Origin of the sequence: Aurantiacibacter odishensis, from assembly GCF_003605195.1 — a bacterium.
GTDB lineage: Bacteria > Pseudomonadota > Alphaproteobacteria > Sphingomonadales > Sphingomonadaceae > Alteraurantiacibacter > Alteraurantiacibacter odishensis.
The window spans coordinates 412,616-432,664 of the sequence record NZ_QYOS01000023.1; the positions used below are offsets into that span (position 1 = coordinate 412,616).

Consider the following 20,049-nt stretch of genomic DNA (forward strand, 5'->3'; position numbering starts at 1 on the left):
TCGTCAAAGGCTTGAGAAAGGTCAGGCGACGCCGTGTGCCTCGGCTACGGCATCGGCAATGCGGGCGGATGCTTTGCCATCGCCATAGGGATTGTGCGCGCGTGCCATGGCTTCGTATGCCTGTGCATCATCGAGAAGGCGCGTTGCCTCGCGCACGATCAGATCGCGGTCGGTGCCGACGAGCTTGGCCGTGCCTGCCTCGATCCCCTCGGGCCGTTCCGTCGTGTCGCGCATCACGAGGACCGGCTTGCCGAAACTCGGCCCTTCCTCCTGCACACCTCCGCTGTCGGTCAGCAGCAGGTCGGCCATTGCCATCAAGCGAACGAAATGGGGGTAATCAAGCGGTTCCAGTAAAGCCACGTTGCCGAGACCGCCCATGGTCGCCTCCATTACCGGGCGCACGTTGGGATTGGGATGGACGGGGAAGATCACTGCCACGTCCTGCCGGTTTGCCAAGGTGGCGATGGCATCGGCGATGGCCTGCATCCCTTCGCCGAAGTTCTCTCGGCGATGCGCGGTGACAGCGATGAGGCCCTTGTCCGCGAAACGGACCGCAACCTCGTCCAGCCCGGAGGCAAGTTCCGGGTTCGCCTCAACCTTGGCGCGAGTGGCGAACAGCGCGTCGATCACCGTGTTGCCGGTAACGTATATCGCAGAGGACGGCACATTCTCCGCCAGCAGAGCATCTGCCGCGCCTTGTGTCGGCGCGAAATGTAGGTCGGAGACCGACCCTGCTACCTTACGGTTCACTTCCTCCGGCCATGGTGAATAGATGTTGCCGCTGCGCAGGCCAGCCTCCACGTGCCCGACAGGTATCTTGCGGAAATAGCTGGAGAGCGTGACCATCATCGTGGTCAGCGTGTCGCCGTGGACCAGCACGCGGTCGGGCTGCAGATCGTCCAGCACCTTACCGAAGCTGGTGAGGATGCGCGCAGACAGTTCGTCCAGCGTCTGCCCGGCCCGCATCAGGTCGAGGTCGACGTCCGGGACAATCTCGCCGATCTCCAGCACTTGGTCGAGGAGGTCGCGGTGCTGTGCGGTTACGGCGACGCGCACGTCCATTCCGCCGCGATTTCGCAGGGCGTGGACCACCGGGAACATCTTGATTGCCTCTGGCCGGGTGCCAAAGCAAACTAGGATGCGGGGTTCCTTTCCCGCTGCTCCGCTCATTGCGCCCACATGCCCCTGGTGTCGTACACGATCTTGCCAGCACTAAGGTATCGCGGGGCAGAGCGGAAGGCATCGTGGTCCACGAGCACGGCGACGAGGTCGGCTTCGGCCATCGCCCGGTCGTAAGTGGTCAGCACAGCGCCAGCGCCTGCCATGGCGGCGGGCAGTTCGTCGGTGAAGGGCTCCACCACCAGCACGCGGTCGCCATGCTCGCTGGCAATTCGCTGGGCGATTTCGAGTGCGGGGCTTTCGCGAAAGTCGTCGATGTTCGGTTTGAAGGCGAGGCCAAGCAGCGCAATTCTTGAGTCGGGGCTTGCAGCCAGCATGGCATTCAGCCTGCCAATCACGTGTTCGGGCTTGGCATCGTTCACCTCGCGCGCGGTGCGGATCAGGCGGGCCTGTTCAGGCGCGCTGGATACGAGGAACCATGGATCCACGGCTATGCAATGTCCGCCAACGCCTGGGCCGGGTTGCAGGACATTCACGCGTGGATGGCGGTTGGCAAGGCGGATCACTTCCCATACGTCGATGTCCATGTGTTCTGCCACCAGCGAAAGTTCGTTGGCGAAAGCGATGTTGACGTCGCGAAAGCTGTTCTCCGTCAGCTTCACCATCTCTGCCACACCGGCGCTCGTCTCGATACAGTCGCCACGAACAAATCGGTTGTAGAAGTCCTTCGCATGGTAGGCGCACGCCTTGGTCATGCCACCCACGACACGATCGTTCGCGACCAGTTCCTCGATGATCTTGCCGGGCAGCACGCGTTCGGGGCAGTAAGCAATGTGCACGTCGGGCGACCGGCCGCCGCAGTGGCCGGGAATGGCAAGATCGGGGCGCATCTCGGCCAGAACGCTTGCCACCTGCTGCGTCGTGCCGACAGGCGAGGTGCTTTCGAGGATCACGCAACCGCCCACCGGCAGGACAGGTGCGATCAGGCGAGCGGCGTCCAGCACCATGGAAATGTCCGGCTGCTTGTCATCGCCAAAAGGCGTCGGAACGGCGATAAGGTAGATGTCGGCCACGGGCGGTTCTGTCGAGGCCGTCAGCATCCCGTCGGTAACAACATTCTTCACCAGCGCGTCGAGGTCCGTTTCCTGGATATGCACCTTGCCCTGATTGACGAGGTCGACGATCCGCTGGGAGATATCTACGCCGCGCACCGAGAGACCGGCACGTGCGATGACCGCTGCAGTCGGCAACCCGATATAGCCGAGCCCGATCATGGCGACATCGAAACGCTCGACCTGCTCTTTGCTGGCCTCGCAAAGCTGTTTCTCGTCGGTCAGTTGCGACTGGTTGATGTACATCGATTACCCCAATGCGCGCCGGCGTTGAGGCACGGCGCAGGTTGCCTAATTTCGCGGCAACCATAAGCGGGCAATCGTTTAGGAAGCGTTCCTTTGGAGAGACTGGTCGCAAAACGACGTTCAAAGACGCCATTCGATGCTACCGCGTCCGTTTTTCTCAAGAAACGCATTGGTTTGCGAGAACGGCCTCGAGCCGAAGAACCCCCGATGCGCCGAAAGCGGGCTTGGATGCGGGCTCTTGAGGGAAAGATGCCGGTCGCTATCGCGCAGCGCCGCGATGCGAGACGCCTTACCCTGCGCGTGGCTACCCCAGAGAATGAAGACCGTGGGTTCGGCGCGTTCGGCAACAGCGGCGACGCAGGCGTCGGTGATCGCCTCCCAGCCCTTCCCGGCGTGGCTGCCTGCCATACCCTGCTGCACGGTCAACGTGTTGTTGAGCAGCAGCACGCCCTGCTGCGCCCATTTCTCCAGCGATCCATGATCGGGGCGGGGAAGACCGAGATCGCTTTCCATTTCCTTGAAGATATTCTTCAGCGACGGCGGCGGCGGCACGCCCTGCGGCACGGAAAAGCACAGACCATGCGCCTGGCCCGGCCCGTGATAGGGGTCCTGCCCCAGGATCACCACGCGCACTGTATCGAGCGGGGTGAGCTCCAGCGCTCGCAGACGACAGCCACGTGGCGGATATACGACCTTTCCGGCCTCCTCTTCAGCCTGCAACCAGCCCCCAAGGCTGCGCGCTTGGTCGCTTGCGAGCACGGGAGCGAGGACAGGTGCCCAACTGGGCGGCAGGTCCGCAGGCCCGGTCATCGTAAAGCGATCCCGCCCGGCGGCCCGGAACGCTTGGCCAGAAGTTCGTCCAGTTCCGGTCCCGGTTCGATCTCACGGCACTCCCCGCCCTCGATCGTCACGATACGGTCCGCCAGAGCAAGACTGGCGGGCCGGTGGGTGATGAGCAGGACCGTCCGCCCCACGAGAGCCTCGCGGCACGATTCCACGAAGGCCGCTTCGCCTTCCAGATCCCACATTGATGTTGCCTCGTCGAACACCAGCACTGGCGGATCGGCGATGATCGCCCGCGCCAGTGCGATGCGCTGGCGTTGTCCGCCGGAAAGGCGCACGCCGTTGTCTCCGATCACGGTCTCGAGCCCGTCCGGAAGGGCGGAAACGAAGGCGCTCGCCTGCGCCAGCAACAGGGCCCGTTCGAAATCGGGCGCTTCGCTGCCGTGATAGCCAAAGGCCAGGTTCTCGCGCACCGTGCCGTTGAACAGGAGCGCAAGTTGCGGAACATATCCCACCTGTCTACGCAGGCTACGTACGTCGAGCGTGGTGATATCGCGCCCGTCGAAAGTGATGCGACCGCTTTCGATATCGTACAGGCGCAGCATCAGCTTGAGCAGGGTGGTTTTGCCGCAGCCGTTTTCCCCGATCAGGGCCACCACCTCGCCCGGCGCGATGGTAAGGCTGGCATCGCGGATAGGGCCGTTGCGGCCCGGATACGAAAAGCGCACGTTCTCGAACGCTATTGCCCCGCGCGGCTCGGTAATCATGCCGCTTTCGCCATAGCCCGGCTCCTCCGGCAACTGCAGGACCTGCTCCAGCCGGGTTAAGGTGCCCTTCGCGACCTGCCACTGGCCATAGACACTGGATAACGAACCGATGGGACGGGTCAGCAATGCGGCGTAGAAGAGGAAGGCGAACAGTTCTGCGGGATTTCCCTGCGCGCCCGAAAGCTGGGTGCCGGCGGCGGCAATAATGAAGATTGCGGCGCAGCCTGCAATAAACCCCGAAATGGGACCGATAGCCGCACTGGCATGCTGCGCGGCCAGCGCGCGTCTGCGCGATTCCTCCACCACCTCGGAGTATCGCGCGCCCTGTTCTTGCTCGGTGGCGAAGGTCTTGGTCGCCATCAGCATCTGCAGGTGGCTTTCGGCCACCGCATAGACCTCCGCCTCTGCCGCACGTGCGCGCATGGCAAGCTTGCGAAGACGGCGGGAAAGCAGTTTCAGGGCCAGATAGAAGACGGGCACCAGCACCGGCACGACGAAAGCCAGCATCGGATCGATAAGGAACAGCGCGATGGTTGCGCCGAGCGATGTGGCCAGCATGGCCGGCACATTGGCGAGCGTAGTTGTAAGGAAGCCGCTCAGGCGGCTTGCCTCGTAGGTCGCCAGCGCAATCAGGTCACCCTGTCGGCTGTTATCATGGAATTCCAGCGGCAGGTGCGAAAGATGATCGAACACCTCGCAGCGGAAATCGGCGAGGATCCGGGCGGAGGCCGTTGCCGTCACCACGTTCGACGCCAGCGTAAATATGGTCGTCAGTAGCAATGCACCCACCAGCAAGACAGCGATCACTCCGCCCTGCATGGCAGAGCCGGTGATGGCATCGCCCAGCAGCATCCCGGCAAGGGCGGGAATGGCGAGCATGCTGACCGAACTCAGCAGCGCGAGCACGCTGATCGCGAAAAGCTGGCCACGGTAGCGCGCCGCCCGCTTGATGAGGTTACGAAGGGTCATGGGCTGGGGGCGGTGTGGCTGCGAAAACGGCGCCGCGCAAGTACCCGCAGCCGACATTCGAAATCGGGTATCCGCCCTTCCCCAGCGGTGCTTATCGCTCTAAGGACAGCCGCCATGACAATACATTTCCATGAAGAAGATCTGCCCGCCGACGTTCTCGCCGATGGCCCGGTTGCCGTCGATACCGAAACCATGGGCCTCATCACCCCGCGCGACCGCCTTTGCGTTGTCCAGATCAGCGATGGCAATGGTGACGAGCACCTTGTTCGGTTTGCCAAGGGCAGTAACTACGACGCGCCCAATCTGAAGGCGGTCCTTGCTGATCCCAGCCGCGTGAAAATTTACCACTTCGCCCGGTTCGATCTCGCTGCCATCGAGTATTACCTAGGTGTAGTGGCCGCTCCGGTGTTCTGCACGAAGATCGCCAGCAAGATGACGCGCACCTATACCGATCGCCACGGGCTGAAAAACCTGATCGAGGAGCTGCTGGGCGAGAATATCTCCAAGCAGCAGCAGTCGAGCGATTGGGGCGCGCCTGAACTGAATGATGCACAGCGCGAATATGCCGCTTCGGACGTGCGCTATCTCCACCGTCTTCGCGACATCCTGATCGAGCGTCTCGCGCGGGAAGACCGCCTTGAACTCGCGCAAGCCTGCTACGATTTCCTTCCTGCACGCGCTCGGCTCGATATCGCAGGCTGGGCGGACAAGGATATTTTCAGCCACGAGTAATGATCTCGGGCGTTAGAGCATGGCATGACCAGAGCCGCAGACAGGATGCGCAACAGGCGCCAGCAGTTCGCGACACCGGGCGGTTCGCTCGATCGGATCGTGCGCGTGCTGGCCGTGGCGCTTCCCGCCCTGGTGGGCGTGGTCGCGGCGATGATGCTGATTACGCCGCTGTCGCCGCGCGGGGAGATCAGCTTCCTGCTTGACCGCAACAAGGTCGCCATTGCAGACGACCGGCTACGCGTCGACAACGCGATGTACCGCGGTCAGGATAACAGGGCGCGTCCGTTCAGCCTCGTCGCGGGCGAAGCGGTCCAGCGAAGCAATTCCGTACCGCTAGTAGAGATGCAGGATATGACAGCGCGGCTCGCGCTCGCCGAAGGTCCGGCTATCCTTACCGCCCCGCGCGGCGTCTATGACATCGACGATGAGCAGGTGCGCATTCCCGGCACGGTTCGCTTCGACGCTGCCGACGGTTACAATTTCATCGCTCGCAACGTGACGATCGACCTTCCCTCCCGCACCCTTATCGGCGATGGGCAGGTAAGCGGGGCGATCCCGGCTGGTACCTTCTCGGCCGATGCCATGCGCGCGGACATGGAAGAGCGTACTTTCTCTCTCAACGGTAATGCCAGGCTGCGCATGGTGCCCGGCCGATTGCGACTGCCCGAGGAAATGTGATGATGGAGCCTGACAGCGTGAATACCAAAACCCCATCCTCGCGTCCTTCGCTTCGTTACCTTGTTCTGCGGGGTCTGGCTGGCGGTCTCTTCGCTGGCGGGATCGCGGCGCTGTCGTTCGGTTCGGTTGCCGGAGCGCAGACGATTGCCGGGTTCAACTCGAACCAGCCGGTCAACTATGCTGCCGATCGTATCGAGTTGCAGGATCGGCAGAACCGGGTTGTCCTGTCTGGCGATGTCCAGATCCGGCAGGGCGACCTGCAACTGACCGCGGCGCGGACGACGGTAGCCTATACCGATTCCGGCAGCCTGCGAATCCAGCGCATCGATGCCACGGGCGGGGTGACCGTCACCCGCGGCAATGAACGCGCCAGCGGTAGTGCTGCTGTCTATGATTTCAATCGCCGGGTCATCGTCATGTCGGGCAATGTGGCCCTGCGCCGGGGGAGCGATACGTTGAACGGCGGGCGTCTGGTGATCGACCTGAATTCGGGTCTTTCGAGCGTCGACGGCGCGGGCGCGCAGTCAAGCGGGGAATCGGGGCGCGTATCGGGGACTTTCGCGGTGCCCGAGACTGACTAGACTCAAGCCTAGTGCACATTAGCTTTCACATTGATTCGCAAAGTTTTCTGACTTGCTCGCCTTCAGGATCTGCATGCGCCCGTTTGCAGGCGTGCAACGGCATCAAGCCTGTTCGCTCGGCGATACCGTTCAGCCAGGCGGTGAACTTGGTCGCAGTTCAATTTCGCACCTTGATCAAGGGCCATAGCGATAGTGGAAGACCAGTTCTCGGCAGTCGCATAGTCCGCTGCGCCTAATACAATTTGTGACTGCCATCTGCCAAATGCCGCGAGCCGTTCCGCGAAGGCTTCGCGCCCTTCACTCGTTTCGACAAGCCTTGCCAGCAAGGTATAGGCCGGTTTCCTCAGGTTGCCGGTCGCAAATAGCGCGGCGATACGTTGAGCCGCCACAGCTTCGAGGCCCTGGTTCAAAGCAGCTTCTCCACTGGCGTACTGCGCAAGGGGCTCGCGCCATCCCCGTCGGCTGGCGGCACCGAGCGCTTCTTGGGCAATATCGGAGTTGCCGGTTTCGATAGCAGCCAAGGCCAACAGGGAAAGGCTCTCCGCAGGCATGGGACGCAAAGCGATCTGTTCGCGCGCCTCGGCCAACGCCACCTCCGGCTGGCCCAGTTGCAGTGCCAGCTTGCTTCGTTCGCGCGCGGCATTCCCGCTGAATGCGTCGGGAACGAGCAGAGCGTAACCCGGGGAGAGGCGGGATTGCTGGTCAAGCTGAGCCATGGTTGCCACCCCCCCGAGAGCCAGCGCCACGATTCCAATCACCAACCGGCTCATCATCTGGCGTACTCCCGCGTCCGGACCAGTAGAATGACGAGCACTCCGGCGACGCAAAGCAGCGTCTGACTGCGCAACGGGTAGTCGAGCAACGATTGGAGGGCGATGGCTGCCACTCCGGCACCAGCGCCAAGCCGCAACCAGCGTGTAGAATCGGGGGCGGGGCGCAAGGCTGCAAATCCGCACCACGCCAGCCAGGCTGCTGCCAGAGCAATACCAATCAGTCCGCTCTCGATAGAGAGTTCCACGTAATCATTGTGGGCACGGCCGGCCCGGCGAGGAGAGACATACTCCAGCGATTCGTGAAGCTGGAAGACATCGTCAAAGGAACCGGTGCCAGACCCGAGCGGCCAGTATTGACCGGCGGCATAAAGCCCGTCTTCCCACATTTCGGGACGGTCGGTCTGCGTATCGTTGAAGCGGGCGAAGCTGTCAGCCGCTCGTCCACCCATCGTGGCAGAGGCGCCCACCGCGACAACGACGAGAGTAACCGCCGCAGCGCTCAGCCAGATCGCCGGCTGCCCGACCCTTCCACGGGGCCCGGGCCTGCGACCGAGCAGTGCACCGACGCCGCGAAGGGCCAGGATTCCAACTGGCAGGACGAGCAGCACCATGCCGGTGCGCGACTGTGTGAGGATCGTTCCGATGAACAGGAGAATGGACACTGGAACGAGCGCGAACATCACGGCTTGCTGACGGGGCATCGAGAAACCGGCCATGAGGCAGAGCGTGATAACGAAAAGAAGTGCCGTCGAATTGCGATTCGCGAAAGTGGCGTAAAGGACATCCGAAACGGTCCGCTCTTCGAACAGGAGGCCAAAGCTGTTGGCAGAGCCAACTTGCGCGACGCCGAGACAAAGGGCGGCGAAGGTGGCGGCAATTAGAGCCCATACGAGGAGAAGCTTCTGTTCGATTCGCAGAAGAGAACCGACAGCGATGACGGTAGCGGGCACAAGGCTCGCGCAAAATGCTACGAGCGTGCGCATCGGATTTACGCTGACGGGCACCCACCGCTCGCCGGCGATACCGGCGATGGCATAGCTTTCTCCCAGCAGTTCGCGTCCGGGGAGGCCCTGCCACACTTGCGGAGGCAGAGGGACGAGCTGCATCAGCGGAAGGAGGAGCGTCAGCCCTGCCAGAAGCTGCAGCGGACGCGGGCCTTCCCGCAGGAAGCGCATCACTAGCGGCGCATTCAGGGCCAGGACTGCCAGTGCGGTCAGCTGTATGGCGAGATTGCGAAAACCATAGGCTACGCCCCCGCCGCCGAGCCAGATGGCGAGAACGATCAGCAACTGGAGGTGGAGAACGGGGGATGCAAGAATAGCGACGAACTTGCGATCGGCCTTCGGGCCTTTAGCCTGTGCCTGTGCCTGTGCCGATCGATTTTCGCTCGCGGGGTCCACCTAAAACCTTCCAGAAAGCAAACCGCCCGCAAGATGCGGGCGGATCACTTCAAATTTCGAGGTATCGGCTGATGATCAGACGCCGGGCGACGCCGGCGGGCCAACCACTTCACCACCGTTCGATTCGATCAACGCGATGATCGCGGCTGCACCGGCACCGAAGAGCAGGATGATCAGAGCCAGCGGAACCTTCAAGCCAGCTTCTTCAGCTTCACCGACCGGAGCGCCAAGGCGATCCGAAATGTCGATCGATACGCCAGCGTCAGCCGCACGAGTGTTTGCCTGGGCAGCAACGGGCGCCAGCGTGAGCGAGGCGGCTGCGGTTGCGGCGAGGATATTCTTCATCATGGTGTGGGCTCCTAAATGGTGGCCTGATTACCGTGGTTTCGACTGGGCTATACCGCACTGCACAAATCCATGCAACGCTTGATACGTGGAAATTCTTAATCGCCGATTGAGTTCCCGCCCCAGCAAATAGAGCCGTCGATGTGAAAAGCTCGCATTTCCCCAGTATTCACGAGCTTAGCGGCTCGTAGCCTTCGTTATTGCTGCCTGTAACAAGTTCTTCGCCATAAGTCAGCCATGCATGGGCGTGAAACCCCTGCGGACGCAACGGATCGACGCCGATTACCAGATTTGCTGCAATGCCATATGATTCGAGCCATTTCTGGGCCGCGAGCGCCTGGACGAGACAATCCGATCTCCACGGCACGAAGCGAGCCATGCGCATTACGGCATATTTGACCTGCGCCACTCGCACCGGATCTTCCTGTCTGGCATGGCTCGCAGAGCGCGCATGGCCGGCAATACGGCGGTTGTTGGCCAGAATATCAGCAGGAGCCTGGCGAGCAAAGTCGATCCGCCCGGTCGCAAGCGCCTTTACGGCGTGCAGGCAAGCGGCAGTCGTCAACAAGACCCTCACCGGTAAAGACCGCTTTTCGGTGCCGGGAAGCAGGGAGCGACCTCGAATCGTCATATCAGGTGTGCTCGCACGCCAGGCAGCGGTAGCCAAGCCCATCATTTGGCGACATCGCGCAAGAGCAAGTGGAAAAACACCAGGCCTAAGGCCCGCTCAGGTTCACTGATTAGCGGCGACAAATTGCGGGTTGCTCCTCCTTTACGGTCTGGATACCAAGCATTACGGTAACGCTATTCCAAGCCCTCCGCATCCGGATCGAATACTGCCGATGACAATGCTCTATCGCCGCATTGACCAGATTGCCTACCGGCCCGCACATCCCGATCGACGCGAGTCGGCTATCCGTTCCGCCAGTTGAGGCACCCATCATGAGTGGCATCGCGGCGACATTCCAGGCGGACGGTGCTCCGGCGAAATCCGCAGTTCTTGATTCGATGGCGCAGGCGATGGCCTATCGCGGAGCCGACGGGATCGACACGTGGGTTGCCGGTGAAATCGGGCTGGCGCACTTGGCCTTGCATTCGAACGCAGATGATCAAGGCGGCTCTCAGCCTCTCATCAGCCATGACGGTCGCTTCACGATTTCATTCGATGGCTATCTTCTGAACGACAAAGAGCTCAGAACAGACCTTGGCCAGCGCGGATTGCAACTGCGACAGGGCACCAATGCAGAGTTGGTTCTGGAACTGTTTGCCCTGCAGGGAAAGGATTGTGCCCGGCAGTTGGAAGGTGAATTCGCCTTTGCCGTTTGGGATGCGCGCGAGCACCGGATCACCTGCATACGCGATCATTTCGGCATGCGTCCGCTGACGTGGCACTGGGATGGCAAAAGGCTGCTCGTCGCTTCAGACATTGCCGGTGTGATCGCGGGACTTGGCGAACGCCCCGCGCCTAATGCGGAATACATTGCCGAACACCTGGCCAATGAATGGTACACCCATGACGAGACGCCGTGGCACGGGGTGATGAAGCTACCCGGCGCGCATATCCTCGAACTGGAGCGCGGACAGGCAGAACCGCGCATTTCTCAATACTGGACCGTGCCGCAGGAGGTCACGATCCGCTACAACAGTGATGAAGAGTATGCGGAGCATTACCTCGAAATGTTCGACTGGGCGGTCACGCGCGCTGCCCGCAGCCATAGTCCGGTCGGCTTCGAAGTAAGCGGAGGGCTCGATTCCTCCTCGGTCTTCTGCTTGGCAGACAGGGCGCTGAAGGCAGGCAGACTGGACGCGCCGGACATCAAGGGATTCGGCCTGCGCGGCCACCCCGGAGACGAGTCCGACGAGATCGCCTATATCCGCGCCGTGGCGAAGCACACGGGTCGCGACATCGCCGAAGTGCCTCTGTTTGAACCCGACATCGACTGGTATATTGAGCAGGGCATTCGAGATGCCACTCTGCCTTTCCCTCCCAATACGGTGATGCTGGCGACGCTGCAGGAAAAGGTTTCCGCTGCCGGATGCCGCATCAGCCTTACCGGACAGGGCGGCGACCAGTGGCTCGATGGAGTTTACCAGCATTATCGCGAGTCGCTGGCTGCGCGTGACTGGCCGGCACTGGCGAACTCGCTGGCCGCACATCGGCGGGATGCGGGCGCCATCTCGGCCGCTCGCCATTTCTGGCGCTACGGTTTGAAGTCCTTCATTCCTCCATCCATCAAGAGGTCATTCCGTACCATTCGTCCGAGAAAGGCGCATTGGTATGAGAAGAACGAGTGGATCGCTCCGGAATTGCGCGAGGTCCTGAAGGAAAAGCGGCGCGCCTACGAATCCCGACTGACCGCTGTTCCTCCGGAAAGCCGTTACAAGCTGGGAAAGTGGGACGCACCGTTCACAGGTCTCGTAAATGAAATGATGAACTTGCAGGCGGCACACCGGCAATTGGAATACCGCCACCCCATGCTCTCCCGCCGCTTCGTTGAATTCAGCACGGGAACTCCGGAACATATTCGCAGGCGCGGCACGACTCGGCGCCATGTACATCGCCTCGCAATGAAAGATATCCTGCCGGAAAAAGTAAGAACACGGCCTGACGATGCGACCTTCAACAGCCCATTCTACTGCCTTTACGATGAAATAAATGAGTATTGCCGCCAGGAAATTGCGAATTCTCCTTTCGCGGACTACGTTGTGGACAGCCACCTGCCCTTGATATTTGTTTCCGATCAAAGGGGCGGGAGCGAAGTTGTGCCAATATGGGAATTATGGGGTCTATTCGCTGGCGCAGCATTTTTTGATGCGCCTGGATTGGACCGATCAAACCGAGGGAGAGGCAACAATGAAGGGTCAGGAGACCAAGAAGGCGAAGAAGTATGAAAGCCCGAAACTGCGTGCGTTCGGCAGCGTTCACAATTTGACGGGCGGCAGCGCCGGCCCTCACAATGGTGACGCCGGCATCATGAAGTTCTAAACTTGCCCTCATGATAGCCTCAAACGGTTTTCGACTTAAGTAGTTAAAAAAGCGCTGTCGGACCGGCGCTTTTCCTTTTGGCAATGATGCGTGGCTGGAGCACTGCCGATCGCGAACAGAACTGGTCCATGCCACTCTTCGTACGCCTACATGCAGCGAGACTTTGCAATACTTTCAACAGTGTCGAACAGCTGATGCTTTACGATTTGAAGTAACCGGACAAAATCTCGTTCCGCTGCTGGGGTTGTCCAAGCAACGGAATCGTTTGACACGGCGCACAATCGGAGATTAAAGGTTTGCTCGCAAGTGCAGCATTGCGGGCGTGCTTGGCGCAGACCGGGAAACACAAGGGTTAATGACGATGCAGGATCAGAAGACGAAGAAATACGAAAGCCCGAAGCTGAAAGTCTTTGGCAGCGTGCGCAACCTTACGGGCGGCAGTGCTGGTCCGGCCAACGGTGACGCTGGCATCATGAAGTTCTGAGCGGTATCGCTCAGCTTCAGTGATCTAGAACGCTACGTGAGTAGCCAGAGAAGCGTCCCTGACCGGACGCTTTTCTCTTGTCTGCAGGTGGCGTTAGAGGGTTCGGCGCATGTAGCTCTGCAGCAAGGCACCGGCTTCCCGGCGATTGGTAGATGAACGTAATACTCGACGAACATTATTGCTACCTGTCGCGCGACAATCGCAATCGCGCCTTTCGCAAGGCGCTCGAGGCGACAGTGCGTGAAGGGGATGTCGTTGCGGACCTTGGCTGTGGATTTGGCGTGTTGGGGATCATGGCCCTGCAGGCAGGCGCAGCCCGGTGCTATGGAATAGACCACTCGGATGCGATCGAGATCGCGCGCGAGGCAACCAGGCGCGCGGGTCTGGCAGATCGATATAGCCCGATTCGCAGCTCCACATTCCGCACCGCCCTTCCCGAGAAGGCTGACCTGCTGGTTTGCGACCACATCGGCTACTTCGGTTTCGACTACGGCATCATCGCCATGATGCAGGACGCGCGCGATAGGATGCTGAAGCCGGACGGGAGACTGGTCCCCTCCGCCATATCGTTCCTGCTGGCCGGTGTGGAATCCGAAGATGCGCGGGCGAAAGCGGCTTGCTGGACGCAAGAAGCCATTCCCGAGGAATTCCGCTGGCTCGACAGCTATGGCAGGAACACCAAGATCGAGCATTATTTCGACGCCGAAGACTTGCTCACCGATTTGTACACCGTCGCCCACATCGATTTAGCGGAGGACGCGCCCGAAGTCCTGAAGTTCGAGGCAGAACTGGAAATCTCTCGCAAGGGTATCTTTGACGGTCTCATGGGCTGCTTCTCGGCCCGGCTGGCAGAAGGGGTCGAATTGACCAATTCCCCGCTATCGCCTGACTGCGTGCAGCGCGCCCGCGCATTTCTTCCCTGCAGGCAGCCATTCCCAGTGCAAGCCGGTGATCGCGTGCGCGTCAGCCTCACCATCCGTCACGACCCCGTGCTCATCTCCTGGACTGTCACTCCGCCCGGTGGAGAAGAGAAGCTGAGCATGTCGACCTGGCACAGCACGATCATGTCCCAGGCCGATCTTGCGCAGGAAACCGGGCTACCACCGGCTCGCAACGCCACGGGGAATGCGCGCCTCGCACTTCTGCCGCTGATCGATGGCAAGCGCACCGTTTCCCAGATCGAAGAAGCGCTCGCCGCCATCAGCCCGCCTCTGTTTCCGTCCCGTGCCGCCCTGCGCCGCTTCGTGCGCGAGGAACTGGCGCGCAACGCCTCATGATCGATCAACTCGAAATCTGGAAAGCCCAGGAGCAGGCCGAACTGCCGGGCAAGCCCTACGACAAGTGGATCACCCCGGCTGGCGAGGTCGCGGCGGAATTCCACCGCGAGCCCGAAGGCTACCGCATACGCTTTCCCGGCGATGCGGATTTCCGCATTGATGGCGAGAGCCTTGCTGTCAGGTGCCAACCCGTTCCGGGTGCGGAAAGGGACGTGATCGAGACGCTGTTCGTCAACTCGGTCTTGCCCGTGATCGGCAATCACAGCGGGCAATTGAACCTCCATGGCAGCGCCTGCGCTCTGCCAGGCGGCGCCGCAGCCTTCATCGGGCAGTCGCGGCGCGGCAAGACCACGCTGGCAGGTGCATGCGCCCGCGCGGGCTATCCTTTTCTTACAGAAGACGTCATCCGTCTCGGGCCGAATGCGCTCGCTTACGACGTCGTTCCGGTACGGCCCTGCTTGCGCCTTTTCGGCGATAGCGCGGCATATTTGAGAAATGAATCAGTCGAACCCGGGGCGGAGACAATCAAGACTTCACTCGCGGCTTCCGAGCATCTGCCGTTTGCCGACACGGTCTCGCCGCTGAGGGTGATCTATGTTCTGGGCCCCGGCAATGCGCCTGCACCTTCTTTCGTGCCGATCGACCCGCAGCATGCGCTTCCCGAAGTCATGCAGCACGCATTCGTGCTCGACGTCGAAGACAAGCCGCGGCTGCAAGCGCATTTCGAGCGGCTTTCCGACCTTGCGCTCAATATCCCTTTCGTAATGCTTGACTATCCGCGTCTCTTTTCCGAGTTGTCAGGTGTCGTCCAGGCGATTGTCGACGATGTCGCGGAACGAGGAAACCGTACAAATGGAAGCAAATGACAGTTTCATCAGGTCCGACGAAGTCGTCGCCCGCGAAGTTGGCGGTGAGACCGTGCTTCTCGACTTGCAGGCAGGCACCTACTTCGGGCTGAACGAAACGGGCGGCCTGATCTGGCAGTATCTGGGCGACGAGCCGCGCAAGTTCTCCGACATCTGCTCCCATGTTCTGGCCGAGTATGATGCCCCTGCAGAAGCAGTCGAAAGCGATGTTGCCGCACTCATGAAAGACCTGATCGCAAATGGTTTGGCAGTTCAGAAAGACGGCTGAAACGCGGCGCTAATCGCCCCGCAGCCTTCGCTGACACAGCTTGATCACGCCATTCGCCAGCCGACGGGCGTAAAACAGCGACAGTGGTTTGCCTTGTGCCTCAGGGTATCTTCGATGCATGAACTCTGCTGACGGGAAAAGATTCTCCCGCAGCATCGTGGCCCGGGCCCGCCAGTTATAAGCGCGTTCCCAGCTGCTCTTGAAACGCTCGAACGTGTCATCGTGGAACAAGAAACGGTCGATTGCACCCTGCCCACCTTGTTTCGCGAGGGTCGCCATGACCTCCGAAGGGACCGGTGTGTCAAAAAGCGCCTGCGCCCGCTCCAGCGCCCGCAGAGAAAGTTCCGACATGCCTCTGGTGCTGGCCAGTGTCGTAAGGTCTTCCCACTCCTGTGCCGAGAAGCCCCGCGCCTGGAGGTTGGTGCCATAGACCCACACGAGCCTGTCGTCGGCGATCATGTAATCGTCATCGACGATGTAACCCGAGATGCGGTGCAACTGGTGATTCAGGATGTCGTTGAAGAATAACAGCACTGGATCGAGCGCCTTCGCCCCTTTTGCGAGGCGATCCAGAGGCACGCTGCGCACGAAAGCCTCCTCGACGCTGAATATCTGGCGCAAGGCGTTGGACGAAGTTGGCTGCCAGTGAAGGTCGATCGAGTGAACGAAACCGCTCTTCGTGTCGAAAATCCAGTCCTCCTGCATCGCGCTGGATTGCGCGCGCGTGAAGCCGGCAGCTGCAAGGAGGTGGCGCGCGGCCTGCCGTTGTTCGGGACGGATCAGGAGATCGGTATCACCACGCCTGCGATCTGCCGGATCCGGATAGACGGTATAGGCAAGCGCGGTCCCCTTCGTGACAAGCACGTCGACGCCGGCCGTGGCGAACAGTTCGAGCGTTCTTGCCAGTAGGTCGCGATGCGACGCCTCCCAGAGCACCTGCAATCTCGCTTCCTCGCGCACACGCTCGGCAAGTTCGGCAGGCCAGCTTTCAAAGCTGTCCGCGTCCGCCAGAGAGAGGCAGATGCCGTGATAGGATATGACCGGCCACAAGGCATCGAACGAGATTTCCTCTTCCAGGCTGAACGGCCAGGTTTCCTGCCCGCCTTTGAGCGTCCTTAGAAGGAAGGGGAGCAGCCTGAGCTCGACGTCGGACCCGTTTTGGGAAACGGCTGACTGGTGAGAAGGGCGAGCCGGCATCAAACGATGTTGCGCTGCCGCACGCAAAAGTCAAACGACAGTCGCAGATGCTGAGATTGTCCGATTCTGTTTGACGCCGAAAGCTCATGCTGCAAAGCAGCATTTCCGTTTATTCAGTCGGTAGCGAGAGATAACACGATCTCATGGCACGCAAGGGAATCATCCTTGCCGGAGGGTCCGGAACCAGGCTGTATCCGCTCACCAGCGGCGTTTCGAAACAGCTGATGCCCGTCTTCGACAAGCCGATGATCTATTATCCGCTTTCGACGCTGATGATGGCTGGCATTCGCGATATCCTTATCATCACCACTCCCGAAGACCAAGCTCAGTTCCAGCGCGTTCTGGGGGACGGTTCGGACCTTGGCATTGCACTCAGCTATGCCGTCCAGCCCAGCCCCGATGGGCTCGCCCAGGCATTCCATATCGGGGCGGATTTCATCGGCGGCGATTCCAGCGCTCTCGTGCTGGGGGACAACATCTTCTACGGTCACGGCCTCCCCGAACTGCTTGGCAGCGCGGCGAGCCGCGAAAACGGAGCAAGTGTTTTCGCCTACCGTGTGAACAATCCGAAAGCCTACGGCGTCGTGGATTTCGATGCGAGGGGCGTGGCCTCCTCGCTGGAAGAGAAACCTGCGAAGCCTAAATCGAACTATGCCGTTACCGGCCTCTATTTCTACGACAAGACGGTGGTGGATCGCGCACGGGACGTGAAACCTTCGCCGCGCGGCGAGCTTGAGATTACCGATCTGAACCAGCTGTATCTCGATGATGGCGAGCTCTCGGTCGAGATCATGGGACGCGGCTATGCCTGGCTCGACACCGGTACGCATGGTTCACTGCTCGATGCCGCCAGCTACGTGCGCATCACCGAAGAGCGTCAAGGCCTGAAGATCTGCTGTCCCGAAGAGATCGCCTGGCGACAGGGCTTCATCGACGATGCAAAACTTGAAGCAATCGCCTCGCCGCTGAAGAAATCCGGCTATGGCGATTACCTGATGGCGCTGCTGGCCGAAGGCGCCGACTGATGAAGATCATCGAATGCGCGATTGATGGCCCCGTGATTCTGGAGCCGCAGGTTTTCGGAGACGAGCGCGGCTTCTTCATGGAAAGCTGGAACGCACAGAAGTTCGCAGAGGCGGGCCTAGATATCGCTTTCGCGCAGGATAACCATTCCCGCTCCCAGAAAGGCGTACTTCGCGGGATGCATTTCCAGAACCCGGGTCCGCAAGGCAAGCTGGTGCGCGTGGTCAGCGGTGCGGTGTTCGACGTGGCCGTCGATCTGCGGCGTTCCTCGCCCACTTTCGGCAAGTGGGTCGGCGTCGAGCTTTCGGCCGAGAACAAGCGTATGTTCTGGGTTCCGCAGGGGTTCGCACACGGCTTCCTCACTCTCGAGGACGGCACCGACTTCCTCTACAAGTGCGATGCGCCCTATGCGCCTTCGAACGAACATTCGCTTGCTTGGTACGATCCCGATGTCGGGATCGAATGGCCGACAGAGGGACTGGAAGTGCAGCTTTCCGCCAAGGATCGTGAAGGCAAGCTGCTGGGCGAGGTGGAAGCCTTCGCATGAAAGTCCTTATAACCGGTGCCAAGGGTCAGCTGGGACGCGGATTGATTTCGACCGCTCCGGAAGGGACCGAACTGCACCCGGTCGACATCGATGATTGTGACCTGTCAGATGCTGATGCCATTGCTGCGCTGGTGCGCGATGTGTCGCCCGATCTTGTCCTAAATGCCGCGGCCTATACCGCAGTCGACAAGGCTGAAAGCGATGAGGTAACGGCGCGCGTCATCAACTCTGGCGCAGTGGAAGCGCTAGTCAGAGCCCATCCCGGCAAGGTTGTGCACGTCTCAACGGATTTCGTCTTCGATGGGACTTCCAGCCGGGCTTACCGTCCCGATGATCCCCGCAATCCGCTATCTGCTTATGGCCGCACCAAGGCAGCAGGCGAAGATGCGCTGCGCGAAGCCGATCTTCTGGTTCGCACCGCGTGGGTCTACACCGCCGGCGGCGTCAATTTCGTGCGCACGATGCTGCGTCTGATGGCAGAAAAGCCCGCACTGAATGTCGTGGTAGACCAGATTGGCGCACCCACATGGGCGCCCGGTCTCGCGGCGACCATCTGGGGCCTCGTCGCCAAGGACGCCAGCGGCACTTTCCATCACAGCGATGCAGGCGTTGCCAGCTGGTACGATTTCGCTGTCGCCATTCAGGAAGAGGCGTTGGCTCTCGGCCTGCTCGACAAGGCAATTCCGGTCACTCCCATTCCAGCCAGCGCCTACCCCACCCCGGCAGTGCGTCCGGCATTCTCCCTGCTCGATTGCAGCAAGACGCGCGAATTGCTTGGCGACGGTCACACCCACTGGCGCGTGAACCTGCGCACAATGCTGAAAGAGGAAGCTGCTCTTGGCTAACCTTCTCATCACCGGCGGTGCCGGCTTCATCGGCGGCAATTTCGTCCATTACTGGGCGGACAAGCATCCGGACGACACGATGATCGTGCTCGACTGCCTCACCTATGCCGGCAACGAGTCGACCATTGCCGGCGTCGAGCAGGCCGAACTGGTGGTTGGCAATATTCTGGACAGTGGTCTGGTCGAGAAGCTGCTGCGCGAATGCGATATTTCCACGATCGTGCACTTTGCAGCCGAAAGTCACGTCGATCGTTCCATCAGCGGTCCCGATGCATTCATAGAGACCAACATTCTTGGCACCAATTCGCTGCTGAAAGCTGCCCGCACCGTCTGGCTTGATGAGGGCGCCGGCAAGCCGCACAGGTTCCATCACATTTCGACCGACGAGGTCTATGGCTCGCTCGGTCCGGAAGATCCTGCTTTCAGCGAGACGACGCAGTACCAGCCGAACTCGCCCTACTCGGCATCCAAGGCATCGTCCGATCATCTCGTGCGTGCTTATCACCACACCTTCGGGCTGGAAGTGACGACCAGCAACTGTTCGAACAACTACGGGCCGTACCAGTATCCCGAAAAGCTGATTCCACTGTTCCTCCTGAACTCGCTATATGGACGGGACCTGCCGATCTACGGCGACGGCATGAACGTGCGCGACTGGCTGCACGTGGAAGACCATTGCCGCGGCGTCGAAGCCTGCCTTGCCAAGGGCACCCCGGGCGAAACCTACAATATCGGCGGCGGGGCGGAACTGCCCAACATGGCCGTGATCGACCGCATCTGCGCCGAAGTGGACAACGCCTTTGCAGAGATAGACGGCCTCGCCGAACGCTATCCCGACGCACCGGCGGCCAAGGGCAAGCCTACCAGCGAGCTCAAGACTTTCGTGACCGACCGCAAGGGCCACGACCGGCGGTATGCCATCGACGAAACCAAGGCGCGCAGCGAACTGGGTTACGCGCCCGCCCACAGTTTCGAGACCGGGCTGGCGAACACCCTGCGCTGGTATCTCGGAAACGAAGAGTGGTGGCTGCCGCTGGCGAAATCCTGACAC

The 20,049-nt window shown here is 60.8% G+C and carries 21 protein-coding genes; 12 read left to right on the forward strand and 9 right to left on the reverse strand.

Features of this window, described 5'->3' with window-relative positions:
* Window positions 1-21 precede the first annotated feature (21 nt).
* The 4 genes from wecB to D4Q51_RS09065 all read right to left on the reverse strand — a co-directional run bounded on the left by wecB (window position 22) and on the right by D4Q51_RS09065 (window position 4,996).
* A complete protein-coding gene (gene wecB / locus D4Q51_RS09050) occupies window positions 22-1,170 on the reverse strand; it encodes a non-hydrolyzing UDP-N-acetylglucosamine 2-epimerase (RefSeq protein WP_120077412.1) in 1,149 nt (382 codons plus the stop codon).
* Window positions 1,167-2,393, reverse strand: coding sequence for a UDP-N-acetyl-D-mannosamine dehydrogenase (gene wecC, locus D4Q51_RS09055; RefSeq protein ID WP_240624655.1), 1,227 nt, complete (start codon window positions 2,391-2,393; stop codon window positions 1,167-1,169). The genes wecB and wecC overlap by 4 nt, the downstream gene beginning before the upstream one ends.
* Window positions 2,394-2,597: 204 nt before the next feature.
* A complete protein-coding gene (locus D4Q51_RS09060; protein WP_120077414.1) occupies window positions 2,598-3,287 on the reverse strand; it encodes a uracil-DNA glycosylase in 690 nt (229 codons plus the stop codon).
* Window positions 3,284-4,996 carry an ABC transporter ATP-binding protein gene (locus D4Q51_RS09065; protein WP_120077415.1) on the reverse strand — a complete coding sequence of 571 codons (1,713 nt, stop codon included), beginning with the start codon at window positions 4,994-4,996 and terminating at the stop codon, window positions 3,284-3,286. The genes D4Q51_RS09060 and D4Q51_RS09065 overlap by 4 nt, the downstream gene beginning before the upstream one ends.
* A gap of 114 nt (window positions 4,997-5,110) precedes the next feature.
* On the opposite strand from D4Q51_RS09065, the gene D4Q51_RS09070 reads away from it, so the two are divergent.
* From D4Q51_RS09070 to D4Q51_RS09080, 3 genes are read left to right on the forward strand one after another with little or no spacing between them, the layout of a single operon-like run.
* Window positions 5,111-5,728, forward strand: coding sequence for a ribonuclease D (locus D4Q51_RS09070; protein WP_120077416.1), 618 nt, complete (start codon window positions 5,111-5,113; stop codon window positions 5,726-5,728).
* 24 nt (window positions 5,729-5,752) lie between these two features.
* Window positions 5,753-6,406 carry an LPS export ABC transporter periplasmic protein LptC gene (locus D4Q51_RS09075; protein ID WP_120077417.1) on the forward strand — a complete coding sequence of 218 codons (654 nt, stop codon included), beginning with the start codon at window positions 5,753-5,755 and terminating at the stop codon, window positions 6,404-6,406.
* 17 nt (window positions 6,407-6,423) lie between these two features.
* Window positions 6,424-6,987, forward strand: a complete 564-nt coding sequence (locus D4Q51_RS09080; protein WP_240624648.1) for an LptA/OstA family protein — start codon at window positions 6,424-6,426, stop codon at window positions 6,985-6,987.
* 62 nt (window positions 6,988-7,049) lie between these two features.
* Here the strand turns inward: D4Q51_RS09080 and D4Q51_RS09085 are convergent, their stop codons facing one another.
* From D4Q51_RS09085 to D4Q51_RS09100, 4 genes are all read right to left on the reverse strand, one after another.
* On the reverse strand, window positions 7,050-7,703 hold the full coding sequence (locus tag D4Q51_RS09085; RefSeq protein WP_162925257.1) for a hypothetical protein: 654 nt from the start codon (window positions 7,701-7,703) through the stop codon (window positions 7,050-7,052).
* Window positions 7,704-7,756: 53 nt separating this feature from the next.
* Window positions 7,757-9,160: an O-antigen ligase family protein gene (locus D4Q51_RS09090; RefSeq protein ID WP_120077420.1), complete on the reverse strand. Its 1,404-nt coding sequence runs from the start codon at window positions 9,158-9,160 to the stop codon at window positions 7,757-7,759.
* Window positions 9,161-9,235: 75 nt separating this feature from the next.
* Entirely contained in the window at window positions 9,236-9,508 is a 273-nt protein-coding gene (locus tag D4Q51_RS09095) for a hypothetical protein (RefSeq protein ID WP_120077421.1), read from the reverse strand.
* Window positions 9,509-9,674: 166 nt separating this feature from the next.
* Window positions 9,675-10,172, reverse strand: coding sequence for a lasso peptide biosynthesis B2 protein (locus D4Q51_RS09100; protein WP_205689469.1), 498 nt, complete (start codon window positions 10,170-10,172; stop codon window positions 9,675-9,677).
* A gap of 275 nt (window positions 10,173-10,447) precedes the next feature.
* Here D4Q51_RS09100 and D4Q51_RS09105 point away from each other — a divergent pair, with 275 nt between their 5' ends.
* The 5 genes from D4Q51_RS09105 to D4Q51_RS09125 all read left to right on the forward strand — a co-directional run bounded on the left by D4Q51_RS09105 (window position 10,448) and on the right by D4Q51_RS09125 (window position 15,386).
* Window positions 10,448-12,397, forward strand: coding sequence for an asparagine synthetase B family protein (locus tag D4Q51_RS09105; protein ID WP_120077423.1), 1,950 nt, complete (start codon window positions 10,448-10,450; stop codon window positions 12,395-12,397).
* 449 nt (window positions 12,398-12,846) lie between these two features.
* A complete protein-coding gene (locus D4Q51_RS09110) occupies window positions 12,847-12,975 on the forward strand; it encodes a lasso RiPP family leader peptide-containing protein (RefSeq protein WP_120077424.1) in 129 nt (42 codons plus the stop codon).
* 152 nt (window positions 12,976-13,127) lie between these two features.
* Window positions 13,128-14,252, forward strand: a complete 1,125-nt coding sequence (locus tag D4Q51_RS09115; RefSeq protein ID WP_120077425.1) for a 50S ribosomal protein L11 methyltransferase — start codon at window positions 13,128-13,130, stop codon at window positions 14,250-14,252.
* Window positions 14,249-15,118 (forward strand): hypothetical protein, encoded by an 870-nt coding sequence (locus tag D4Q51_RS09120; RefSeq protein ID WP_120077426.1) that lies wholly within the window; start codon window positions 14,249-14,251, stop codon window positions 15,116-15,118. The genes D4Q51_RS09115 and D4Q51_RS09120 overlap by 4 nt, the downstream gene beginning before the upstream one ends.
* Window positions 15,105-15,386, forward strand: coding sequence for a PqqD family protein (locus tag D4Q51_RS09125; RefSeq protein ID WP_120077427.1), 282 nt, complete (start codon window positions 15,105-15,107; stop codon window positions 15,384-15,386). The genes D4Q51_RS09120 and D4Q51_RS09125 overlap by 14 nt, the downstream gene beginning before the upstream one ends.
* 9 nt (window positions 15,387-15,395) lie before the next feature.
* On the opposite strand, the gene D4Q51_RS09130 is transcribed toward D4Q51_RS09125, so the two are convergent.
* Entirely contained in the window at window positions 15,396-16,583 is a 1,188-nt protein-coding gene (locus D4Q51_RS09130; RefSeq protein WP_120077428.1) for a nucleotidyltransferase family protein, read from the reverse strand.
* A gap of 143 nt (window positions 16,584-16,726) precedes the next feature.
* On the opposite strand from D4Q51_RS09130, the gene rfbA reads away from it, so the two are divergent.
* The 4 genes from rfbA to rfbB are packed head-to-tail and all read left to right on the forward strand — an operon-like array spanning window position 16,727 to window position 20,046.
* Window positions 16,727-17,608 (forward strand): glucose-1-phosphate thymidylyltransferase RfbA, encoded by an 882-nt coding sequence (gene rfbA, locus D4Q51_RS09135; RefSeq protein ID WP_120077429.1) that lies wholly within the window; start codon window positions 16,727-16,729, stop codon window positions 17,606-17,608.
* Window positions 17,608-18,153 carry a dTDP-4-dehydrorhamnose 3,5-epimerase gene (gene rfbC, locus D4Q51_RS09140; protein ID WP_205689470.1) on the forward strand — a complete coding sequence of 182 codons (546 nt, stop codon included), beginning with the start codon at window positions 17,608-17,610 and terminating at the stop codon, window positions 18,151-18,153. Before rfbA ends, rfbC begins: the two co-directional genes overlap by 1 nt.
* A complete protein-coding gene (rfbD, locus tag D4Q51_RS09145) occupies window positions 18,150-18,998 on the forward strand; it encodes a dTDP-4-dehydrorhamnose reductase (protein WP_120077431.1) in 849 nt (282 codons plus the stop codon). Before rfbC ends, rfbD begins: the two co-directional genes overlap by 4 nt.
* Complete coding sequence (rfbB, locus tag D4Q51_RS09150) at window positions 18,991-20,046, forward strand: dTDP-glucose 4,6-dehydratase (RefSeq protein WP_120077432.1); 1,056 nt, start codon at window positions 18,991-18,993, stop codon at window positions 20,044-20,046. The genes rfbD and rfbB overlap by 8 nt, the downstream gene beginning before the upstream one ends.
* Window positions 20,047-20,049: the final 3 nt, after the last annotated feature.